Origin of the sequence: Paenibacillus sp. FSL H7-0942 (genome assembly GCF_045040715.1) — a bacterium.
Classification (GTDB): domain Bacteria; phylum Bacillota; class Bacilli; order Paenibacillales; family Paenibacillaceae; genus Paenibacillus; species Paenibacillus amylolyticus.
In genome coordinates this window covers 4,456,494-4,477,819 of record NZ_CP150279.1, presented here as the reverse complement: position 1 = coordinate 4,477,819, position 21,326 = coordinate 4,456,494, and the positions used below count along the sequence as shown (strand labels likewise).

General features: G+C 45.1%; 21 protein-coding genes. 15 read left to right on the top strand and 6 right to left on the bottom strand.

Annotation, left to right across the window (positions count from 1 at the left end):
- The first annotated feature begins 131 nt into the window (after nucleotides 1-131).
- Together spo0A and MHI48_RS19900 are read left to right on the top strand one after the other, a co-directional pair.
- The gene (gene spo0A / locus MHI48_RS19905; protein ID WP_036614349.1) at nucleotides 132-941 is read left to right on the top strand and encodes a sporulation transcription factor Spo0A; all 810 of its coding nucleotides are present in this window, start codon (nucleotides 132-134) and stop codon (nucleotides 939-941) included.
- A gap of 425 nt (nucleotides 942-1,366) precedes the next feature.
- Nucleotides 1,367-2,323 (top strand): GGDEF domain-containing protein, encoded by a 957-nt coding sequence (locus MHI48_RS19900; RefSeq protein ID WP_405141561.1) that lies wholly within the window; start codon nucleotides 1,367-1,369, stop codon nucleotides 2,321-2,323.
- Nucleotides 2,324-2,588: 265 nt separating this feature from the next.
- On the opposite strand, the gene MHI48_RS19895 is transcribed toward MHI48_RS19900, so the two are convergent.
- Nucleotides 2,589-3,401, bottom strand: a complete 813-nt coding sequence (locus MHI48_RS19895; protein ID WP_405141559.1) for a hypothetical protein — start codon at nucleotides 3,399-3,401, stop codon at nucleotides 2,589-2,591.
- Nucleotides 3,402-3,671: 270 nt separating this feature from the next.
- Here MHI48_RS19895 and MHI48_RS19890 point away from each other — a divergent pair, with 270 nt between their 5' ends.
- The 5 genes from MHI48_RS19890 (at nucleotide 3,672) to MHI48_RS19870 (ending at nucleotide 10,800) form a co-directional block, all read left to right on the top strand.
- Nucleotides 3,672-5,570 carry an ABC transporter substrate-binding protein gene (locus MHI48_RS19890; protein ID WP_405141557.1) on the top strand — a complete coding sequence of 633 codons (1,899 nt, stop codon included), beginning with the start codon at nucleotides 3,672-3,674 and terminating at the stop codon, nucleotides 5,568-5,570.
- A gap of 188 nt (nucleotides 5,571-5,758) precedes the next feature.
- On the top strand, nucleotides 5,759-7,732 hold the full coding sequence (locus tag MHI48_RS19885; protein WP_405141555.1) for an AraC family transcriptional regulator: 1,974 nt from the start codon (nucleotides 5,759-5,761) through the stop codon (nucleotides 7,730-7,732).
- 159 nt (nucleotides 7,733-7,891) lie between these two features.
- The gene (locus tag MHI48_RS19880; RefSeq protein WP_315371718.1) at nucleotides 7,892-8,929 is read left to right on the top strand and encodes an NAD(P)/FAD-dependent oxidoreductase; all 1,038 of its coding nucleotides are present in this window, start codon (nucleotides 7,892-7,894) and stop codon (nucleotides 8,927-8,929) included.
- A gap of 209 nt (nucleotides 8,930-9,138) precedes the next feature.
- The gene (locus MHI48_RS19875) at nucleotides 9,139-9,789 is read left to right on the top strand and encodes a hypothetical protein (protein WP_405141553.1); all 651 of its coding nucleotides are present in this window, start codon (nucleotides 9,139-9,141) and stop codon (nucleotides 9,787-9,789) included.
- 534 nt (nucleotides 9,790-10,323) lie between these two features.
- The gene (locus tag MHI48_RS19870; RefSeq protein WP_017687614.1) at nucleotides 10,324-10,800 is read left to right on the top strand and encodes a hypothetical protein; all 477 of its coding nucleotides are present in this window, start codon (nucleotides 10,324-10,326) and stop codon (nucleotides 10,798-10,800) included.
- A gap of 121 nt (nucleotides 10,801-10,921) precedes the next feature.
- On the opposite strand, the gene MHI48_RS19865 is transcribed toward MHI48_RS19870, so the two are convergent.
- On the bottom strand, nucleotides 10,922-11,521 hold the full coding sequence (locus MHI48_RS19865; RefSeq protein WP_017687615.1) for a thymidine kinase: 600 nt from the start codon (nucleotides 11,519-11,521) through the stop codon (nucleotides 10,922-10,924).
- A gap of 177 nt (nucleotides 11,522-11,698) precedes the next feature.
- Between MHI48_RS19865 and MHI48_RS19860 the strand changes: the two genes are divergently transcribed.
- Nucleotides 11,699-11,911, top strand: a complete 213-nt coding sequence (locus tag MHI48_RS19860; protein WP_340984743.1) for a hypothetical protein — start codon at nucleotides 11,699-11,701, stop codon at nucleotides 11,909-11,911.
- An 8-nt stretch (nucleotides 11,912-11,919) separates the two neighbouring features.
- Here MHI48_RS19860 and MHI48_RS19855 read toward each other — a convergent pair whose 3' ends face one another.
- Nucleotides 11,920-12,267 carry a potassium channel family protein gene (locus tag MHI48_RS19855; protein WP_036607883.1) on the bottom strand — a complete coding sequence of 116 codons (348 nt, stop codon included), beginning with the start codon at nucleotides 12,265-12,267 and terminating at the stop codon, nucleotides 11,920-11,922.
- Between the two features lie 63 nt (nucleotides 12,268-12,330).
- Nucleotides 12,331-12,648, bottom strand: coding sequence for a DUF2627 domain-containing protein (locus MHI48_RS19850; RefSeq protein WP_017687618.1), 318 nt, complete (start codon nucleotides 12,646-12,648; stop codon nucleotides 12,331-12,333).
- A 224-nt stretch (nucleotides 12,649-12,872) separates the two neighbouring features.
- On the opposite strand from MHI48_RS19850, the gene lpdA reads away from it, so the two are divergent.
- From lpdA to lipB, 5 genes are all read left to right on the top strand, one after another.
- Complete coding sequence (lpdA, locus tag MHI48_RS19845) at nucleotides 12,873-14,297, top strand: dihydrolipoyl dehydrogenase (RefSeq protein ID WP_405141550.1); 1,425 nt, start codon at nucleotides 12,873-12,875, stop codon at nucleotides 14,295-14,297.
- Between the two features lie 139 nt (nucleotides 14,298-14,436).
- Nucleotides 14,437-15,465, top strand: coding sequence for a thiamine pyrophosphate-dependent dehydrogenase E1 component subunit alpha (locus tag MHI48_RS19840; protein WP_017687620.1), 1,029 nt, complete (start codon nucleotides 14,437-14,439; stop codon nucleotides 15,463-15,465).
- A gap of 2 nt (nucleotides 15,466-15,467) precedes the next feature.
- A complete protein-coding gene (locus MHI48_RS19835) occupies nucleotides 15,468-16,454 on the top strand; it encodes an alpha-ketoacid dehydrogenase subunit beta (RefSeq protein ID WP_017687621.1) in 987 nt (328 codons plus the stop codon).
- Nucleotides 16,455-16,501: 47 nt separating this feature from the next.
- Nucleotides 16,502-17,947 (top strand): dihydrolipoamide acetyltransferase family protein, encoded by a 1,446-nt coding sequence (locus tag MHI48_RS19830; RefSeq protein ID WP_405141548.1) that lies wholly within the window; start codon nucleotides 16,502-16,504, stop codon nucleotides 17,945-17,947.
- A gap of 111 nt (nucleotides 17,948-18,058) precedes the next feature.
- Nucleotides 18,059-18,766 carry a lipoyl(octanoyl) transferase LipB gene (gene lipB / locus MHI48_RS19825; RefSeq protein ID WP_405141546.1) on the top strand — a complete coding sequence of 236 codons (708 nt, stop codon included), beginning with the start codon at nucleotides 18,059-18,061 and terminating at the stop codon, nucleotides 18,764-18,766.
- Between the two features lie 26 nt (nucleotides 18,767-18,792).
- Here lipB and prli42 read toward each other — a convergent pair whose 3' ends face one another.
- The gene (gene prli42, locus MHI48_RS19820; RefSeq protein ID WP_017687624.1) at nucleotides 18,793-18,894 is read right to left on the bottom strand and encodes a stressosome-associated protein Prli42; all 102 of its coding nucleotides are present in this window, start codon (nucleotides 18,892-18,894) and stop codon (nucleotides 18,793-18,795) included.
- A gap of 306 nt (nucleotides 18,895-19,200) precedes the next feature.
- On the opposite strand from prli42, the gene MHI48_RS19815 reads away from it, so the two are divergent.
- Nucleotides 19,201-20,334 (top strand): M20/M25/M40 family metallo-hydrolase, encoded by a 1,134-nt coding sequence (locus MHI48_RS19815; protein WP_405141544.1) that lies wholly within the window; start codon nucleotides 19,201-19,203, stop codon nucleotides 20,332-20,334.
- Nucleotides 20,335-20,475: 141 nt separating this feature from the next.
- Here MHI48_RS19815 and MHI48_RS19810 read toward each other — a convergent pair whose 3' ends face one another.
- Nucleotides 20,476-20,610 carry a Z-ring formation inhibitor MciZ gene (locus MHI48_RS19810; RefSeq protein WP_405141542.1) on the bottom strand — a complete coding sequence of 45 codons (135 nt, stop codon included), beginning with the start codon at nucleotides 20,608-20,610 and terminating at the stop codon, nucleotides 20,476-20,478.
- Between the two features lie 122 nt (nucleotides 20,611-20,732).
- On the opposite strand from MHI48_RS19810, the gene MHI48_RS19805 reads away from it, so the two are divergent.
- Nucleotides 20,733-21,326, top strand: coding sequence for an NUDIX domain-containing protein (locus MHI48_RS19805; RefSeq protein WP_051447058.1), 594 nt, complete (start codon nucleotides 20,733-20,735; stop codon nucleotides 21,324-21,326).

The window sequence follows — 21,326 nt, the reverse complement described above, 5'->3', positions numbered from 1 at the left end:
TATTATATAGGATCAAGAAAAAAAAATAAAGAAAAATAATTTTCGACAGGAGGAATTTAACTGGCTGTGTCGAAAATTAAACGTGTAAGGAAATGTACGAAACGATGTTTAATTTAAAGGAGGATACCGTTTTGCAAAAAATTGAGGTATTGCTGGCCGATGATAATCGTGAATTTACGAATTTGCTTGCCGAATATATATCTGAGCAGGAAGATATGGAAGTAACCGGTATTGCATACAATGGAGAAGAAGTACTGCAATTGCTGGAGCAAACTCGGGATGTGCCGGATGTATTGATTCTGGATATTATCATGCCTCACCTGGACGGACTGGGTGTGCTTGAGCGCTTGCGCGACCTGAACCTGTCTCCACAGCCTAAAGTCATTATGCTTACGGCATTCGGACAAGAGAATATCACACAGCGTGCCGTGCAACTCGGAGCTTCTTATTATATTCTTAAGCCGTTTGACATGGAAGTGCTTGCGAATCGTGTGCGTCAACTGGTGGGAACACAGACGGCGATGTCCACAAGCAGCGGATCATCCATGTTCATGAAATCATCCAATGTTGTGCCAATGGGCAAACACAAAAATCTGGATGCAAATATTACGTCCATCATACATGAAATCGGCGTTCCTGCGCATATTAAAGGATATCAGTATTTGCGCGAAGCGATTACGATGGTGTATAACAATATCGAAATTTTGGGAGCCATCACAAAAACACTGTATCCGGCGATTGCCGAAAAATTCAAAACCACGCCGTCCCGCGTCGAACGTGCCATCCGTCATGCCATTGAAGTGGCATGGACTCGCGGTAACATCGACAGCATCAGCCACTTGTTTGGTTATACGATCAACATCAGCAAGTCTAAACCGACGAACTCCGAGTTCATCGCGATGGTTGCTGACAAGCTGAGAATTGAGCATAAGGTAAGCTGAAAGGGTCAGGAGTAGTGAGCTGGCAAGTATAGTTTGGATTCAAATTTGATTCTAGCCAAATGGATTTTTGGCGGCCTATATCTGAATTCGTTCATTTCATGCCGATAAACTTCTGTAATATATGCCAACGAATACCGTCATTTATTGGATTAAAGATATCCAGTAAATGACGGTATTTTTGCATAACGAAATAACACAGAACATGATGATGAAATTTAGTGTTGCATGATTGCTTCAAAATTTTGAGATCAAGCATTAAAATAAGCTCACTATAGCAAAGTTTAGAAAAGGAAATATTTCATAAACTTTTACTCTCAGTTAACGCTTTTTCAAGTAGAAAGTGGTACGATGTGACCATTGACAAAGACCTACATATATATTTGAAAAGTTCGGATATGATGCTACGAACAGAGGAGTAGAATAGTATGTTTACGCAAATAGGCCAGATTGCTGAACCAATTCCTGTAGTACAATCTGATACAAAATGTGATATCGTCTATCATCTTTTCAAGTCCAATCCTAGTCTGGAAGGTATAGCTGTTATGGGGGAGAAGGATGTGTCATTAATGATGCGGCCCCGATTCTTTCAGCAGATTGGCACCCAGTATGGCTATAATCTGTATATGGGACGTCCTGTAGAACTGGTGATGAATACGCAGGCACTGGTCGTGGATTATTCGGAACAGATTACAGATGTCAGTGTTCTAGCCATGGATCGAGATGAAGGGGATATATATGATCTTGTGTTGGTCACGTCAGGAGAAAGTTTCTTTGGAGCTGTGAGTATTCGGCGTTTGCTACTCGCTGTTGCTGATGTACGGGCTGAAATGGCGATTTTTATGAACCCGCTGACTGGTCTTCCTGGTAATCATATCATAGATGAAAGGCTGTCTCAGGCTCTTCAGATGGACCAATTTAGCGTACTGTACGTTGATCTCGATCAATTCAAATCCTACAATGATAGCTACGGCTTCAAAATGGGGGATCAGCTTATTCAGGCGACAGCTAACTTGCTTCGCAAGCTATTTGTTCCCCCTGAAGCTTTTCTTGGACATATCGGTGGTGATGATTTTATTACGATCCTGAATCACCATGATTACAAATATATTAGTGAGGAAGTCATCTCAGGTTTTGAGGAAATGAAAAAGACATTTTACAACGAACATGATTGGCATCATCAATATGTTTTGGGGGAAGGACGTTCCGGGCTAAATCGGCTCATTCCTCTCGTGTCGGTATCCATCGCCGTTGTAACCAATAGCAAGCGAAAATATGAAAACATAGATCAGATAATTGATGAGGCCACACGCATCAAAAAAGGTTGTAAAGCGATTGCTGGAAGTATCATCTGTGCAAATGATACTGCCGGTACTTCGTGCTAGACATAAAATTACGAGAACGTAGAGGACAGAGAGAACCTGAAGATGTGGGTCTAAAAGCTTTCTGTAAGAAAGCTTCTTCGGAAGCTGAGGCTTCGCCTCTATACCCATAACGTTAAAATACAGAAAAACCGCTACTTATCAGGAGTTAGTCACCTGTAATAGCGGTTCTATCATTGGATGCGAGTCAAAGGTTGTGTAGCAAACGAGCCACTTTAATCTTTAAGCTCATTATGTATACATAAAATTATGTTTGATCAATGCGTACTCAGATTCGAATATCGACAGATGGATATGAAGCAGCAGGAGATGTAGAAGCCGTAGTTTGCGGACCATTTCCTGATTCCTGATCTGTGGTTCCGTCATCTGAAGGGTGCTCCTTATTTCCCGTTTTCTTTCCTTCATTTACTTCCTGATCTTCTTCTCCAGATGTTGCAGAGATAGGTGGTTGTACTCCTTTTATAGGTGCGGGCTGATGGATCTCTTCTACCAGTTCCCCAATCTTCTGATTGACCTTATTTAACTGGGAGTTGATGTCCTGGACGGTCTCTCGCTTTGCTTGAAAGACGGTGCGTTCTGAATTTTCCAACATCATTGATTTGCCTAGATCGAGATCATTTGCGGGAGGATTGATCTCGAGAACAAGTCGGTCAAAGCGGGTTTCTCCTTCGGTGGTCTGAATGTAGCCCTGCATGCGATCACGCAAACCGACCAGCTTACCCAATTGATCATAAGTCTGACTATGCTTGATCAGATGATCGAGTGAAGGGGCTTGTGCCTCGTCGGTTGGTTTGGGTTGTTGCTGTTGAGCCTTTTCGGGCTGTCTTAATTTGTTCTTTTCTTGCAATTCTTCAGCTTTAATTTGGGCAATCTGGCTGTCGATCTGGGAAATGGAGCTTGTTAAGGATTTTATTCGCTGAGCTTTGGTTTTGGTATCCAACTCGTCATTGGTTTTTACACCTTGCATTTCTTCATTGAGCCGGATTTTCTGCTGCATGAGTCCCTGAATTTCTTTATCCCGATTGGAGACTTGATTCCCGGGAGTGAAACTGCTTTTGGTTGCAGATGAGATTGAATTCATATCCTCTGTTCTCCTTCTACGCTTTATCATGGTTCTATTTACATATATCGGATGTTAAGAGAAGGATTTGAATAGCTCTTGTTTCCTCGCAATGTATTCATTTTGCGTCGGTTGTATTGCGTACTTCATCATAATAATTGATAATGGTTATCAATAAGCGAGTGGAAGTTCAGACACAATCTATGTAGACGGAGATGGGTTAGCAAAATGTGGAATGATTATTATATCCTCTGGAACTATGCTGCGGTGAGTATAACAGATATCCGTTACATGGAATTAGAGGCATATGAAGAGATGAAATACAAATTTCCGACAAGTACCTTTGTACTCACCATTCAGGGTGATGCTGGAGTGACGATTGACAATCAAACATATGAAGTGAGTCGCTTTTATATTTTCCATGGGGGAAAAGGGAGTAAGTTGGTGATTCAAGCAGGCGAATCCGGATTGCGCCTATATTACTTGATGTACAAAGCAAACCTGCCTAGTGGAGGGAGAAATGATCTGGGAAGGTTAATGGAGCGTATCAATCCGTTCCAAATGAACTATGGCTTTACCCCCGATATGCCAACCATTCTATATGAGCAATGGAAAAAGATGCACTTTTTGTGGGATCAAAAGAACCCTATTCAGCACTTTCAGGCCAAGAGTTTGTTCTATGCATTTGTGGAGCAGATCTCATCACAGATTCCTCGTGTATCCAATCGCTATCCAAGTATGTTGGATCAGGTCAGCAAAGTCATTGAAATTGTAGAGTCTTCGTACACCCAGCCACTTACACTTCATGTTTTGGCAGAAATGATTGGCACCAGCCCAAGAAGTTTGTCACGCAAGTTCAAGCAGTCGACTGGAACCAGTCCCATCGATTATCTGATTCAGTTTCGTTTGTTCAAAGCCAAAGAGATGTTGCTGCAAACGGACGCCACATTGGATGAGATCGCTGTAGGAATCGGTTATCCGGATGGATATTATTTGGGGCGTATGTTCAAGAAAAATACAGGTCTTTCTCCTTTGCAATTTAAAGAAAAGACCTCAGCACCCCTATATTGGCCTGATCTGACATCAGGTGTGGCGCGAAATGACATTTTCAGAGGTGGAAGTGGAAGGTATGTTTATACTGATGGTGATAATCATTATCAATATAAACACGGAGGGTCATTAAATATGAACAGACAGACAAGAACGGGAATGCTGCTTAGCATTTTACTAAGTCTTACGTTACTGCTAAGTGCCTGCTCAACAGGTGTTGCCAGTAATTCAAGCGGGGATGCATCCAGAAGCAATAGTACGTCAAGTTCCACGAAGACAGTAACAGCGGAGAATCAAAGCAAATCATCGGAACCCCGCACAGTCTCAACGGTTAAGGGAGACATTACAATCCCTGCTGAACCTAAACGGATTGTGGTTGACTTGTATCTGGGAAGTCTGATTGCCCTGGGGATCAAGCCTGTGGGTACACCCGAGATGAACCTGAAGAATCCTTATTTTATCAAATCACTTGAGGGTGTGCAGAATATTGGTGAATATGAAACCATTTCTCTCGAAAAGGTGTTGGAACTTGAACCGGATCTCATTGTGACAGGTAATCCTGATTTATTTGATTCCTTTAGCAAAATTGCACCTACCTTGGTTGTACCTTATGGTGAATTGAAAAATACCCACGAAGAAATTACCTATTTCGGTGAAGTGTTAAATAAAGAAAAAGAATCTGAGGCATGGTTAGCCGATTATGATGCAAGAATTGCAGATGCCAAGAAACGTGTTAGTGAGGCAATTGATCCGCAGGCCGAGGTGTCGGTCATGCAGTTCTATGATAAAGCACCGTTGGCCTTTGGTGATAATTTTGGTCGGGGAGGTCAGGCAGTCTACAGCGCGCTTGGTTTGAATCCTCCTGCAGATAAAAAAGAGATCTTAATGAAGGATCAACTGGTTGAAGTTTCATCGGAAGCGATTCCTGAATTTGCCGGAGACTATATCATTCTAACAGCAGATAATCTGACCCTGGAAGAGTTGAAATCGAAACCGGTCTGGAGTTCACTGGATGCGGTTAAAAATGATCGTGTGTTTATCTGGAGCCCGGATCGTTCATGGTACTTTGACCCGATTGCAACATTGGATCAAACAGAGGAATTGGCCGCGTGGTTTAAGGAGATCTCTGAACCAAATTAAGTCTAACAAGTGATTGATGAGATGAAATCCAATTCCATTCTAAATTTCAGTTGATAATGAAAATTATTATCATTTATAATAAAGGTACTTTAGTGAACCTCTGCTAGGCATATGTTATCGGATGTGTGGCAGAATGATGACCTTCTAAGGCTTTTGTTCCGGATGAGGTTGGGATTGGAGAGTATTCGATGCAATTAGACGAACAGATGAAATGCTGGAATCATGCCGCTGTTAAGGTTCTGGATATACGCCGAATCGTTATGGAGGCAGGGGCACAACTGAGTTCTTACACACTTCCGGCAAACGGTTTTATATATACGATTCGAGGATCAGCTGTGCTTCAGTTGGATGGACAAACATACAAGGCAGAGCGGTTCTACATGCTTCATGGGGCCAAAGGATCTTCACTGGATATCCAAACCAACGAAGATTTCGAATATATTCTGCTCTATTACAGAGCATTCCTTGCCTTTCCTGGTTATCGTAAAAAGTGGTTATTGGCACAGCCGGAAGTTGCACCGTTCTCTTTGCAATATGGATTTGCACCGAGTAATCCGCTGGGGTTGTTACGTTACCTTGATGAGCTTGAAGGTGCATGGAGTCAATCTGGCAGTCTGGATCTGCTTCATACAAAAAGTTTATTTTACCAGTTCATTCATGAAATGATGGTTCAATTGGCAGAGCAGGAGATCAAAACAGAGCTTGCTGACCCGGTGAAACAAACACTTCGTTATATACAGAATCATTATAGGGAACAGGTCACGCTTGATTTCCTGGCTGAACAATTCAACTACAGTTCCCGACATTTATCCATGCAATTCAAACGACAGACGGGTTACAGTCCCATTGATTATTTAATTCAGACTCGAATCGCCAAGGCTCGAAATCTGCTTGTACGATCTGATGCAACGCTGAGTGAAATTGCAGCAGAAGTGGGTTATTCGGATGTGTATTATTTTAGTCGTATCTTCAAAAAACATGTGGGGATCTCTCCGATTCAGTATCAAAGAAAGATAAGAGAAGAAGCGAGAGCAGAGGATCGTCCATTGGTAATCTCTGAATCGTCCATTGGCCGAAGATGGAAGTCGGGATATATTGATTATGAGAATCATTATCAATATATAGACGGAGGGTCTACACCAATGAAAAGAAGAAAAACAAGTTCCAGTATGATTATGGTTGCATTATTAAGCATAACGATGCTCCTCGCAGCCTGCTCTTCAGGTACAGCAACAACACCAGCAGCTGGCGAAGGAACGGGTGCCAGTTCCAATAACAGCAGTACGGCAGTATCATCAGACACAGGAAGCCAGACGAACAAAGACAATGAAACACGCACGGTCTCAACGGTTAAGGGCGACGTAGTTGTTCCAGCGAATCCGAAACGGGTTGTTGTACTATATCTCCAGGGAGACGTCGTTGCGCTTGGAATTAAGCCAATTGCTACATCTGAAGTATTCAACGGGGCTGCCTACAAGAGTGAGCTTGAAGGTGTAAATTCACTAGGTACCTGGTTCGAACCGAATCCTGAAGCTGTCATTGATCTTGATCCGGATCTGATCATTGTTCCTTCAGAAGAGACGTATACGTTGTTAAAAGATATCGCACCTACGGTATATATTCCATACGAGAAAATGACAACAGAAGAAAGACTCCAGAGTATAGCGAGTATTTTTGGCAAAGAACAGGAAGCTGAGACATTAATCAATAATCTCAATAGCAAAGTCGAAGAGAGTAAGCAAACACTAGCAGACGCAGGCATATTAGACAAAACGGTTTCCATTGTGGAGGGCGGTTTGAAAGGTATGGTCGTTGTAGAGAGCAAGCAATATGGCCGAGGATCTCAGGCATTATATGAATACTTGGGGATGAAAGCACCTGAAGTGGTACAAAAGAAAATTGATGTAGTTTCGGAAGCGGGAGGCTCCAATTTATCCATGGAAGTACTGCCTGAGTATATCGGGGACTACGTGTTTCGTTCGGTGTATGAAGGGGCAGATAACCTTACGGATGATCCAATATGGAGTAGCATCCCGGCTGTTAAAGAAGGTCGCCTAATTGAGATTGATTTTGATTTCTTCTACTATTCGGATATCTATTCAATTAATAAACAACTTGATTTTGTTGTTGAAAAGTTGTTGGCGGCTCCAAGAGCGCAATAGTAAAGCGCGGATTTGTTCGTAAAATTTTTGTACAAGAAATGTTTGTTTTTTAGCCATTGTATTTTGATAAGATTACCATTACACTAGGATTTAAGTGATAATGAGAATCGATATCAAATACTCGATGTTCTGGATCGAATTAACGGAGGTATTTTTAATATGAATCAGCAGTTGGAACTTTATGATGTAACCATTATCGGCGGTGGCCCTGCGGGCATGTACTCTGCCTTTTATAGCGGCATGCGAGATATGAAGACCAAGTTGATTGAGGCACGTGACAGATTGGGAGGTCGCATGCTCTTTTATCCGGAGAAAATGATCTGGGATGTCGGGGGTGTGACGCCAATTCTATGTGAAGATCTGATCAAACAATTGGAAGAACAGGCAAGAACTTTTGAGCCAACCCTCGTATTTGAACAACAGATCGAAGGATTCGAGCGTCAACCTGATGGCACAATTCTGTTAACTTCTGCAACAGGTGAGCAACACTGGACACGTACCGTCATTATGGCAATCGGATATGGTATATATAAAATGGCCAAACTGGAGCTTGAAGGTGCAGACCGTTACGAGGTTAGCAATCTCCACTATACCGTGCAAGAACTGGAGCCATTCCGTGGTAAACGTGTGTTGATCTCGGGTGGAGGCGACTCTGCTGTGGACTGGGCGAATGAACTGGAAGCCCTGGCAGAGCAAGTTACGGTTGTGCATCGTCGTGACCGCTTTGGCGGGTTGGAGCGTAATGTACTGCGTATGAGAGAATCCTCTGTAGATGTCCGTACACCATATGCGGTAGAGACACTGCATAGTATGAGTGGTGATGTGATTGAACAGGTGACCATCTCACACGTGGATACAGGTGAAACTGAACTGCTTGAAGTCGATGCTGTCATTGTAAACCATGGCATGAAGAGTGACTTTGGTCCAATCCGGGATTGGGGACTTGATCTTGGCGAATGGCATGTCACTACAACGGAGAGATTACAAACCAATGTTCCCGGCGTATTTGGCGCAGGTGATTTTGTAGATTATGGTAGCAAATTGTACCTGATTGCAGGTACTTTCACTGATGCAGCCCTAGCGGTAAACAGTGCGAAGCTTTACATGGACCCTGAAGCGGAGAAAGTGGCTTATGTTTCTTCCCATAACAGTCGCTTTAAGGAGAAAAATAAAGCACTTGGTGTTGTAGAAGAATAAAGGTCTGCATTTGCATACGTTAAGATGACTTCGGGTTAATTTAATCCCGAAGTCATCTTTTTTGCATAAAATGGTTAATAAGAAGGCATAATTTCACCAGACACAACGGCTAACGAATTGAATATACACTATCAAATGTCTATAATAAGCCTGAGAAACTGTAGAATAACATCAAGAAATAATAACTAGATCAGAGTGGAGTGCAGCGTATGAAAAAGGGATCACAGCCACAACGAGGTTTCGCCTTCATCCAGCGGTGGTTCAAACGATCTGATAAAAAAAAGATCAAATGGTCTGAAATGTATCTCGCACTGGCTGGCACGCTTCATCGCTTGTTGGTTGAAGGGCGGCGTGAACGTTCTGCAGCCAAACGGCTGCATCAGGACTTGCCAATTAACGTGTTGGGCGAGATGAAGCTAGAGCCAGGGGATATTGTGTACACGCCAAGCTCGGAATCGACGTATTACGCCGGGCATATGGGCATTATCGGTCTCGACGGCAAGGTGTATCATGTGCACCCTTATGGGCCTGTATTTGCTGATTCATTAGAGTGGTATCTGACGCGATTTTATGAAGGAGATCGTTTCATTGTATTCCGTTCCAGATTGAATGAGGCAGGAATGAAAGCAGCCGGGTGGGTACACGACCATTACAAGCAGGTAAAATTCTACCGTTTGCAGACCAATCTGCGCAGTATTGAGCGCAATTACTGCTCCAAGTTTATATATCAGGCCTATCAGTTCACATCGGGACTGGATCTGTGGAGCCGCAAATTTACCCGAATGAATCAGGGTTATATCTATCCATTTCGAATTGAGCGTTCATCAGAGCTGGACGTTCTGGGAACTTTTTATAAATAAGGCTGGAACCGACTAAAATACTGTTCTTCCGAAAAAAAGGAGAGCAGGTTCTGTCGGTTTTTTTTATATGTGTAGAGATTAAAAACAGGAAAAACGCTCAAAACGTCGAATAGATTATGAGATAGGCACGCACAACTTGGAATCGTATACATAAAAAAAGACGAGATGATTTTTAGCCCAGAGTAAAAAAATGACTACGAAGTAGACGAACAAGAAAGAGTGAAGCGAGATGAAATGGCCGGGTTTCTTACAACGATTCCGACCGAACAAAAACGTGGTTAAGCTATCGGACTATATCCCAAAAAAGGAAAGGAGGCACTACTGTTCCATATGCAAGAAAAACGTTAAATCGGTCGTGCATTATGCCGCGCCACAGGGAAATGTTTCAGGTGTATGCAGTTCTTGTAAGTCTTTAGCGGATGAACGTGGAATGTTTCCCATTTAATAAGAAGAGATGCGCTCAGGAAATAAGAATTTTTTGATTTATGCGCGTTTTTGTAGTACATTAGCAAATGTATTCGAAGGAGGATTCTAATGTACTCAGGTAGACAAGACGATACTTTATACATCATGACCTACACCTTAAACAGCGGTATCAAGGGTACGGTTCCACTGTCTAATAAGCAGATTATTGAGTGGCTGGATTGCTACAGAAATGAGAAGCGCTTCGTGACCGAAATCGGCAAGGAGTTTTTTGGATTGAATGCAGGATTGGTAGCAGACTTCAAGGTTCAAAATCATTTATCGGATTATCAGCAGACCATTATGCCTACACAGCAGCAGGATAACCTGGAACGCTTGTCCAGTGCTTATAAATCAACCGAGTTATTAATGAAGATTGATTGTAAATGTGGCACGGCTTATGTGACGGAATCCCCATACAAGCGCACAAAATGGTACTGTACAAAGTGTAAAGAAATTGTATTTTTGGATGCCAAAAAAGGAATGGTGGAAACGTCGCGTGGTGACGCTTACTACATGACCAACAAATATTTTGTTTCCCGGGACTAGCGGGAAGTGACTCTGGAAGCATCGCTGCGAAGCGGTGCTTTTTTGTACGAATGTTTGCTCTATAACAAAAAAAGCCCCAAGGGGCCTTTTTGGAAGATATCTAAGATCGATCTTTTAGGAATTATGATGAGCATTCAACTTTGTGAGGAGGAATGAAGCAGCAACGACAGCGTGGCTCGTAAGCTTCTGAATCGCCAATCATGACAACCGGACCCAAGGTAACAGGCTCCCCATTGACGATACGTTGCGTAAAGGCTGCATCTGGGCTGCCACATACCGCACAGAAAGCCGAGAGTTTCTCAATGTCATCTGCCATGGCAAGCAAACCACCGACATATCCGAATTCCTTACCACGGTAATCCATATTAAGTCCGTCCACAATGACATGTTTGCCACAATACGCTAACTCCGAGACAAGTTCCATAATGGCACTGCTGAAAAATTGTACTTCATCAAATGCAACAACATCAGCATCTATGGTTTGGTTCAAGATCATTTCTACGGATTCCGGGGTTAATTGCCGGGGAATGGAATGGGCAGGGAGTCGATAACCAATTCGGCTTACGATCTCGTCCTGGGCAAACCGATTATCCTCGGCTGGTTTGTAGGCCACAACCTTTTTACGGCCAAATTGTATTAATTTCTGACAACGGCGAATGAGTTCACCGGATTTTTCACTGAACATGGGTCCAGTAATTACGGTAATACGTCCTGTTTGCACGGTGCTGCTACTCCTCTCACATACGGGATTCAACAAAAAAAGCGACCTTTACAGAGTACCACAAAATCTTTGGAAAGAGCCAGAACTAATCTGCGCAGCTTTGTGTTACTATATGGAATGTTAAGGTATTGGTTACGGCAGCTAGTTAACAGGAGTTGTGAAAAGAGGTGTTTTAGTATGAGTGAAGCATTATCATCACTTCAAGAGCGATATGAAAGCCTGAAAGAACAGGGATCTCTAGATGAAGCGGCGCAGGCGTTATTTGCAGAACTGCTCGCAGAAGCGGAGAGACTGCAGGCAAGTAACCTTACCTTGCGTAGAACGATCTTGAAGTCTTCTTCCAAAGAATCACGTATGTCTACCAAACTGCGGGATGCCTTATACGAATGACCCGGAGATTACTCCGGGTCCTCTTCTGTCTTTAATTTGCGAGGGAATAGAATACCTGCTGTAATTCTGGCAATCATGGCAAAGGTGAGACCAATGCCTGCAAACATGTAGATTACGGTAAAGGCTTTGCTGAATCCGGTGGTTGGCACAAATTCAGGATGTCCCACCGTAGTCAGGGTAACCGCACAGAAGTATAACGCATCGATCCAGTGCAGACCTTCAACACGAGTGTAAAATAAAGTGCCTGATAGCAACGTTGCTGCCGTTAATGCGAACAGAGCCAGAAACTTAGGGTCTTTGAACGCATGGAAAATGCCTTTGAGCAATCGTTGTAACGTGATTAGAAATGATACCATGATGATCCATCCTGTCTATGTAAAGTAGGCGGTGTGTTGTATAAACACACAAAAAGCCCGGACTCATGGAGTCCTTCCGGGCGTCTCTGCTTTTTCGGGTACACTTTTGGACCGGAAACGGGGACCTACATAATTACGCTTGCGGTCACGGAACAAGATCCAGCCTCCCAGAAAACTCATACCTGCGGCAAAAAGGACAAGTCCACCGCCAAAGGAAAGCCACTGGAATCCTGGTGAAATCAGTTCGTTCCCGTGCTCGGCATAATATAGGAACAGGGCATCTTTCATCATCAGAAAACCCTTCATAGCCATTAACCCGGGGATGACCAGAACAACAATTGCCAAAAATCGCGCAAAGACCAATCTTGTATTCATGAGCATTATACCCTTTCTGCCAAAGTCGACATTAAATAAAGGTTACGCTTACAGATCATACCTGATTCCATCATAGCTTGGAATGCATAGGCTGTCCATGTGTGATTGGTTCAAACTTTGAGTTGACCGCTCAAGGAGAGTACAATGGCATATAGAGGGTATAAGCTAAACCATGATTTAAGCCATCATAAATTATATTGAAATTTGATTCATAGAGGAGAGCATGAGAGATGCCAATTACATGTGATGTTGCAATTCTTGGAGGAGGAACCGGTGGATATGTAGCCGCGATCCGGGCTGCACAGCTGGGAAAACAGGTTGTTATCATTGAGAAGGACAAGCTTGGCGGTACCTGTCTGCATCGTGGCTGTATTCCGAGTAAGGCTTTGCTGAAAAGTGCGGAAGTATACGCCGAAATCCAGGAGAGCGAGACGTATGGTATCGAGACAGCTGGAGCTACACTTGTATTTCCCAAAGTACAGGCGCGCAAGGATGCAATTGTCGAACAGCTCCACCAGGGCGTTCAGTATTTGATGAAAAAAAATAAAATCCAGGTTGTACACGCGAAAGGTCGCGTCATCGGACCATCCATCTTCTCACCGCAGAGCGGAGCAGTCGCTGTAGAGTTCGAAGATGGCGAGATGGATACGGTTGTACCAACCAATCTCATCATTGCCACTGGTTCGCGTCCTCGTGTGCTGCCGGGCCTGGAACCGGACGGCAAATTCATAATGAGCAGCGACGAAGCACTGCGTATGGATGAACTTCCTACATCACTCGTCATTGTCGGTGGGGGTGTGATTGGACTGGAGTGGGCATCCATGCTGAATGACTTTGGCGTAGACATCACAGTAGTAGAAGCAGCTGCTCACGTGTTGCCTGCCGAGGATGAGGATGTTGCCAGAGAAATGCAGCGATTGCTCGGCCAACGAGGTGTTCGTTTCCTGACAGGTGCCACTGTTCTAACGGAAACATATAACACGGATCAAGAGGGCATCCAGATTGATGTGCAGCTTGGTGACGATAAGCAGGAAACGCTGAGAGCGGAGAAAATGCTCGTGTCGGTTGGACGTCAAGCTAATGTCGAAAATATCGGACTCGAAAATACAGATATCAAATTGGAGCGTGGATTCATCGCTGTGAACAAACAGTTACAGACCGGTGAAGGTCACATCTACGCCATTGGTGACTGCATCGGCGGTTTGCAGCTTGCACATGCCGCAAGTCATGAAGGCATTCTCGCTGTCGATCATCTGGCAGGCGAAACGGTACATGCCGTAGAATCCCATCGCATCCCGCGGTGTGTGTATACACGTCCGGAAGCAGCAAGCATCGGATTCACCGAGCGAGAAGCCAAAGAACGTGGCTATGAACTTAAAACAGGCAAGTTCCCATTTTCGGCCATTGGCAAATCGCTCATTCACGGAAGTCGGGATGGATTCGTGAAGGTGATCGCAGATGCCAAGACGAATGATATATTGGGGGTACATATGATTGGCACCCATGTGACGGAATTAATCGCTGAGGCTTCTCTGGCTCAGATGCTGGATGCCACACCTTGGGAAGTTGGACAAACCATTCATCCGCACCCTTCTCTGTCAGAAATTATGGGTGAAGCCATGTTGGCGGTCGATGGAAAGGCCATTGGAATGTAAGCCAAACAAGCTTATGAGAAAGGTCCTTTCCTTTTTTGGGTAAAAGGGATTATAATAAGGTTAAGCCAAGTCTTAGTACCAGGTTATAAGATCGGGTAGTAAGAGTGGCACAGGTTCTGATTAAAAGGAGGTACCTCATATGAGTTCACAAGGTACTGCAGACGCGGTCCACCGGCATCAACAGCTGGGACTTAGCGATGGTGAAGTATTGGATATGTACAAATACATGCTGCTCGCGCGCAAGTTTGACGAGCGTTGCTTGCTCTTGCAACGGGCTGGCAAAATTAACTTTCACGTATCCGGTGTAGGACAGGAAGCTGCGCAAGTAGGCGCTGCTTTTGGTCTGGATCGGGATCACGATTATTATTTACCTTATTACCGCGATTACGGCTTTGTACTGGCGGTAGGCATGACTCCGCGTGAGTTGATGCTGTCTGCTTTTGCAAAAGCGGAAGATCCGAATAGTGGCGGTCGGCAAATGCCCGGTCACTTCGGTCACAAAAAGCTGAGGATTGTGACGGGTTCCAGCCCGGTTACAACACAGGTTCCGCACGCTGTTGGATTTGCACTGGCTGCCAAAATGAAGAAGCAAGAATTTGTTTCTTTTGTTACGTTTGGCGAAGGATCAAGCAATCAGGGTGACTTCCACGAGGGAGCCAACTTTGCAGGTGTGCATAAATTGCCTGTCATTATTATGTGTGAGAACAATCAATATGCAATTTCGGTACCGATTCACAAACAGTTAAGCGGCAAAATATCCGATCGAGCACAAGGATACGGGTTCCCCGGACTGCGTGTAGATGGTAACGATGCATTAGAAGTATATGCTGCAGTGAAGGAAGCGCGTCGCCGTGCCATAGCCGGGGAAGGCCCGACATTGATTGAAGCGATGATGTATCGGTTGTCACCTCACTCCACCTCCGATAATGATCTGGCTTACCGGACCAAAGAGGAAGTTGAGGAGAACTGGAAGAAAGATGGCGTTCCTCGCATGAAGAACTACTTGATCGATTGTGGCATCTGGGACGAAGCCCGGGATGCGGATCTGGCTTCCCAGCTTGCGCTGGAAATGAAAGAAGCAACTGAATATGCAGACAACGCGCCATATCCTAAACCTGAGGACACTCTGACGCACGTTTATGCGGACAGCGAAGAAGGGGGACGGTAAGTATGGCAGTGATGGAATATATTGATGCAATCCGTCTCGCAATGAAAGAAGAGATGGAACGGGATGAGAATGTTTTTATCCTTGGTGAAGACGTAGGTCTCAAAGGTGGTGTGTTTACCACAACTAAAGGGCTGCAAGATCAGTTTGGTGAAATGCGAGTGATGGACACACCTTTGTCTGAATCTGCTATTGCAGGTGTTGCCATTGGTGCAGCGATGTATGGCATGAAGCCGATTGCCGAGATGCAATATTCGGACTTCATGTTGCCGGCAACCAACCAGATCATTAGTGAAGCGGCGAAGATCCGCTATCGTTCCAACAATGACTGGAGTTGTCCGATTGTTATCCGTGCGCCGATTGGTGGCGGGATCTTCGGTGGGTTATATCACTCCCAATGTCCGGAATCGATTTTCTTTGGTACACCTGGTCTGAAAATTATAGCTCCCTACTCGGCATACGATGCTAAGGGACTGCTCAAGGCCGCTATTCGCGACCCGGACCCGGTACTCTTTTTTGAAAATAAAAAATGCTACAAACTTATCAAGGAAGATGTGCCTGAAGATGATTACATCGTTCCGATTGGTAAAGCCAACGTACTTCGTGAGGGTGCGGATATTACGGTGATCGGTTACAGTCAGCCGCTGCATTTTGTCATGCAGGCTGCTGAGGAGCTGGAGCGTGAAGAAGGCATTACAGCACACGTTCTGGATCTGCGCACATTGCAACCGTTGGATCGTGAAGCGATTATTGCTTCCGCTCGTCTGACAGGCAAAGTGTTGATCGTACACGAAGATAACAAAACGGGTGGCGTAGGCGCCGAAGTTGCAGCTATTATTAGTGAGGAATGTCTATTTGAACTGGATGCACCGATTCAGCGTCTCTGCGGACCTGATGTGCCGGCCATGCCAATTAGCCCAACATTGGAGAAATTCTACATGCTGAGCAAAGACAAAGCCAAAGCAGCAATGCGTACACTTGCCGAGTTTTAATTTCGTTTTTTGGATCGTTTAAAAGTAAAGTTTGGAGTGATAATCAAATGGCTGAACGTATGAAATGGATCGAGGTCATTATGCCGCAATTGGCGGAATCGCTGGTCTCGGCTACCATAGGCAAATGGTTGAAAAAACCGGGCGACCGTGTGGAACAGTACGAGCCGATCTGTGAAGTAATCACGGATAAAGTCAATGCCGAGATTCCATCCACTGTAGATGGAATTATGGGTGATCTTTTGGTGGAAGAGGGCACAACGATTGCTGTTGGTGAAGCAATCTGCCGCATGCAGGTCGCAGCTTCTGACGAAGAAGCGGCTGAGCAAGTAACACAAGTATCGCAGCAACAGGAGCAAGTGCAGCAACATGCGAGCCACACTCCTCTTGCCGCGTCAAATACAGCAGGACATGATCCTAACCATCCGATGCGTAATCGATATTCCCCGGCAGTGCAATCCTTGGCAGCAGAGCATGGCTTGAACTTGCAAAGCATCCAAGGCAGCGGTGCCGGTGGTCGTATTACCCGTAAAGATGTGCTGACATTTGTTGCACAGGGAGGTAACGCGGCTGGATCGTCTGCACCAGCAACATCTCCTGCAGCACAGCATACACCTTCTGGTGTGCCGTCTGCTTCACCATTCAGCGGAGTGAATCGTGGAAATGGTGAAATGGGTTTAACCGCTGGAGAAGCGATCTCAGCGTCCGATGCAGGTGTTCCTGTGAGACTTTCAGGCATTCATCTAACCGAAAGCCCGAAAATTCCACAGATCGAAGTGGAAGGTGGCGGCCAGGGAAGATCGGAGTATTTCATCGATGTTACGCCTGTGCGTAATGCCATTGCCCGGAATATGCGTCAAAGCGTATCGGAAATCCCGCATGCATGGACGATGATTGAAGTAGACGTAACGAATCTCGTGATGCTTCGCAATAAACTCAAGGATGAGTTCAAGCGTAAGGAAGGCATCAATCTGACATATCTGTCCTTCATGATGAAGGGAGTCGTTAACGCGATTAAAGACTACCCAATCATGAACTCGGTATGGGCAGTGGACAAAATTATCGTCAAACGGGACATCAACTTGTCCATGGCGGTAGGAACCGAAGATTCCGTACTGACACCGGTAATCAAACATGCCGATCAGCGAAATATCGCAGGTCTGGCCCGTGAAGTGGATGAGCTGGCTCGCAAAACACGTGAGGGTACGTTGAAGCTGGACCATATGCAGGGTGGTACGTTCACAGTGAACAACACAGGTTCATTCGGATCAATCCTGTCCCAGCCGATCATTAACTATCCGCAAGCAGCGATTCTTACATTTGAGTCGATTGTCAAGAAACCAGTGGTTATTAATGATATGATTGCTGTTCGCTCGATGGCTAACCTGTGTCTGTCGCTGGATCACCGAATCCTGGATGGCGTAATCAGCGGACGTTTCTTGCAACGTGTCAAAGAAAACCTTGAAGGATATACCATGGAGACCAAGGTGTATTAAGTAAATAGTTGTCGGGAAAGTGTATGTGCCGGAGGCCGTGCACTTTTCCTGCTGTCTACGGACAGGTGCTCAATTGTACACTGAACCTGAAGCAGAAGGGTGTGGGGAATCATGAGCAAGCCGCTGGATGTTGCATACATACCAATGCTTGATTATGAAGAGGCTTGGAACCGCCAGAAAGCGATTGTGCAGCGATTGGACGAGGGCGAGGGAGCGGAGCAGATGCTGCTCTTACAGCATCCGCCAACGTATACGATCGGTTCACAAAATCATCCGGAGCATCTGCTTCTCAGTCCGGAAGAGTTGCGAGAGCAAGGGATCTCTTTGTTTCAAATTGACCGCGGCGGTGATATTACTTATCATGGCCCGGGCCAGTTGGTAGGTTACCCGTTATTGATTCTTGGTCGGGATGAGGACCTGGATCTACACGGATATTTACGGAAACTTGAGCAGGTGCTTATGGATTATCTCGTAGACCAGGGTATCGAAGCTGGGCGTAAAGAGGGTTACACGGGTGTATGGATTGGCGATATGAAGATTGCTGCAATCGGAATCAAGTTTAATCGTTGCAAACACCGCCGTGGTTTCGTGACAAGTCACGGATTTGCTTTTAACATCACCTCAGGCATTCAACATGCTGGTTTTCAGGGGATTGTTCCTTGTGGGATTGAACAGTATGGCGTTACCTCACTGGAGGATATAACGGGCAAGTCTTATACAGTGGAGCAAGTAGCACGAGAGATTGTTCCGTACTTTAATCGCATTTTTCCATATCAAATCAATTGGATTAGCGAAAAAGAAGCCCTTCAACGTCTGTAAACAGGTCGTCGAAAGGCTTTAGGTTGCTATCCAAACAGCAACGGTTCGAGAGCTATGAAAAGGGTGGACCCGATCATGGCGATCAGCATGAGATAGATGATGATTTTGAACCATTTCTTTTTTTGCATGGATGAGAGAACTCCTTTCACCATAAAGTGTATGTTCAAAAAGACTGGTTTTCAGTACCAAGAAGATGGGATGAAGCTAGAAATGGAGTAGCGGAGCGTAGGGAAAACTATGTGAGCAACCACAATGTTTCCAAAGGAAACATACTTCGTAAGCCTCCCGCTTATTTCGGCTGAATTCCATATTCGATGCTGATGATGCCGCCAGGCATCCTTCATAATCAAAAGCAGACTTTTTGAACAACCTCATAAAATAAACAAGCCATAGTAATTGTATTGTACCGTATCTACGAGAGGGAGGAAAGTCCTATGATTAAACAACAACGTGTTATCGATCAGTTCATGGAACTGGTGCAGATTGATAGTGAAACGAAAAATGAACAGAACATCTCCAAGGTGTTAAAAGAACAGTTTACAGATCTCGGGCTTCATGTCTATGAGGATGATACCATGGAGGAAACCGGACATGGCGCCGGAAACCTCGTCATTACTTGGGAAGCTGAAGGAACTGAAGGGGTTGCACCGATCTTTTTCACATGTCATATGGACACCGTGACGCCGGGACAGGGAATCAAGCCTGAACTGGGTGAAGATGGCTGGATCCGCAGTGATGGAACAACGATCCTGGGAGCAGATGACAAAGCAGGGATTGCGGCATTGTTTGAAGCGATTCGTGTGATCCAGGAAAACAAGATTCCACATGGTAAAATTCAATTTGTCATTACGGTCGGCGAAGAGTCTGGCCTGGTGGGCGCACGTGCAATGAATCCGAAGGATATCGATGCCGAGTTCGGTTATGCCCTGGATTCTAATGGAGCTGTAGGCACGATCTGTGTTGCTGCACCAGCCAGAGCTGAAATTCAAATGAGCATCTATGGTAAGTCCGCACATGCGGGCGTGAACCCGGAAGACGGGATCAGCGCCATTCAGGTTGCCGCAAAAGCTATTGCTGCGATGACACTGGGCAGAATTGATGATGAGACGACAGCGAACATCGGTAAATTCCAAGGTGGATCAGCACTCAACGTGGTATGTGACTTTGTACAGCTTGAAGCGGAAGCTCGCAGTATTGTGCAGGAGAAAGTTGAATTGCAGGTTGCACAGATGCGTGACGCGTTGGAAACGACATGTCGCAAATACGGTGCAACAGCTGAATTCAGAAGTGAGATCCTTTACCCTGCATTTGGCTTCCATGATGAACACGAAGTTGTACAACTTGCACAGCGTGCCATCCGCAGTATTGGGCTGGAGACAAGTACGTTTGCTTCCGGTGGCGGCAGTGATGCCAATATCTTTAACGGATTCGACCTTCCGACAGTGAATCTGGCGGTAGGGTATGAAGATATTCATACAACCAAAGAACGTATTCGTGCCGAAGACATTGTGAAGTTATCCCAGGTAGTCGTAGCTATTATTCAGGAAACGGCAGCTGACAAGAAATAATATAGAGCACATGTTACCTCACATGTTGTTAGACAAAAGTCCGAACCCGGTTTGTACGGATTCGGACTTTTTGTGAATTCATGTTATATTTCAAGTGAGAAGACTCGTTAATTTAGGATCAATTTGAAATCAATGACTCATTCATTTGCGTCCAGCGAGGAGATCGATTAACTTGGCATCCGGGCCCCACTCGCGCAACCATTGTTTGAGTATGAGCTGTACTTGCCGGGCTTGTCCTACCACGTGTACGGATTGAGGCGTCAAATAACTTTTCATTGAAAGTCCCCCTGATTCGTTTATATTTGCTGTGAGAGTTCTATACGCTCACCATATGCCCAAAATCAGAGATATATACATTAACCGAATATAAAATCCAACGATATGGAGTTGAAGAACTAATGAAACCAAACCAATCTGCCCAATCCATCCACGCGGCGCAACCTGCCAATCCAAAACTAGATGAAGTGACCGTATCCACTAAGCCAATCTTCGAAGGCAAAGTGATTTCACTTCAAGTCGATACCGTTAAACTGCCGAACGGCCAGACGGCTACACGTGAGATAATCCGGCACCCTGGAGCGGTAGCTGTACTCGCTCTGAATGGGGATCGCATGCTTGTTGTGGATCAGTATCGTCAGGCAATGGGACGCACCGAAGTGGAGATTCCTGCGGGAAAACTGGACCCGGGAGAAGAGCCAGAAGTGGCAGCAGCACGTGAATTGCGAGAAGAGACGGGATATGTGGCGAAGTCGCTACGTCATTTGCGTTCGTTTTACACGTCACCGGGGTTCGCAGATGAGATCATTCATCTTTACATCGCTGAAGAGTTGGAAGCAGGGGACATGGCGCTGGACGAAGATGAATTCCTTGAAGTTGCCGAAATAACTCTGGAGGAAGCTTATGCGCTTATGGACGAGAACCGGATTAGCGATGCCAAAACGATGATGGCCGTGTACGCGTGGGACCTTTACAGAACGACAGGACGGTTCTAA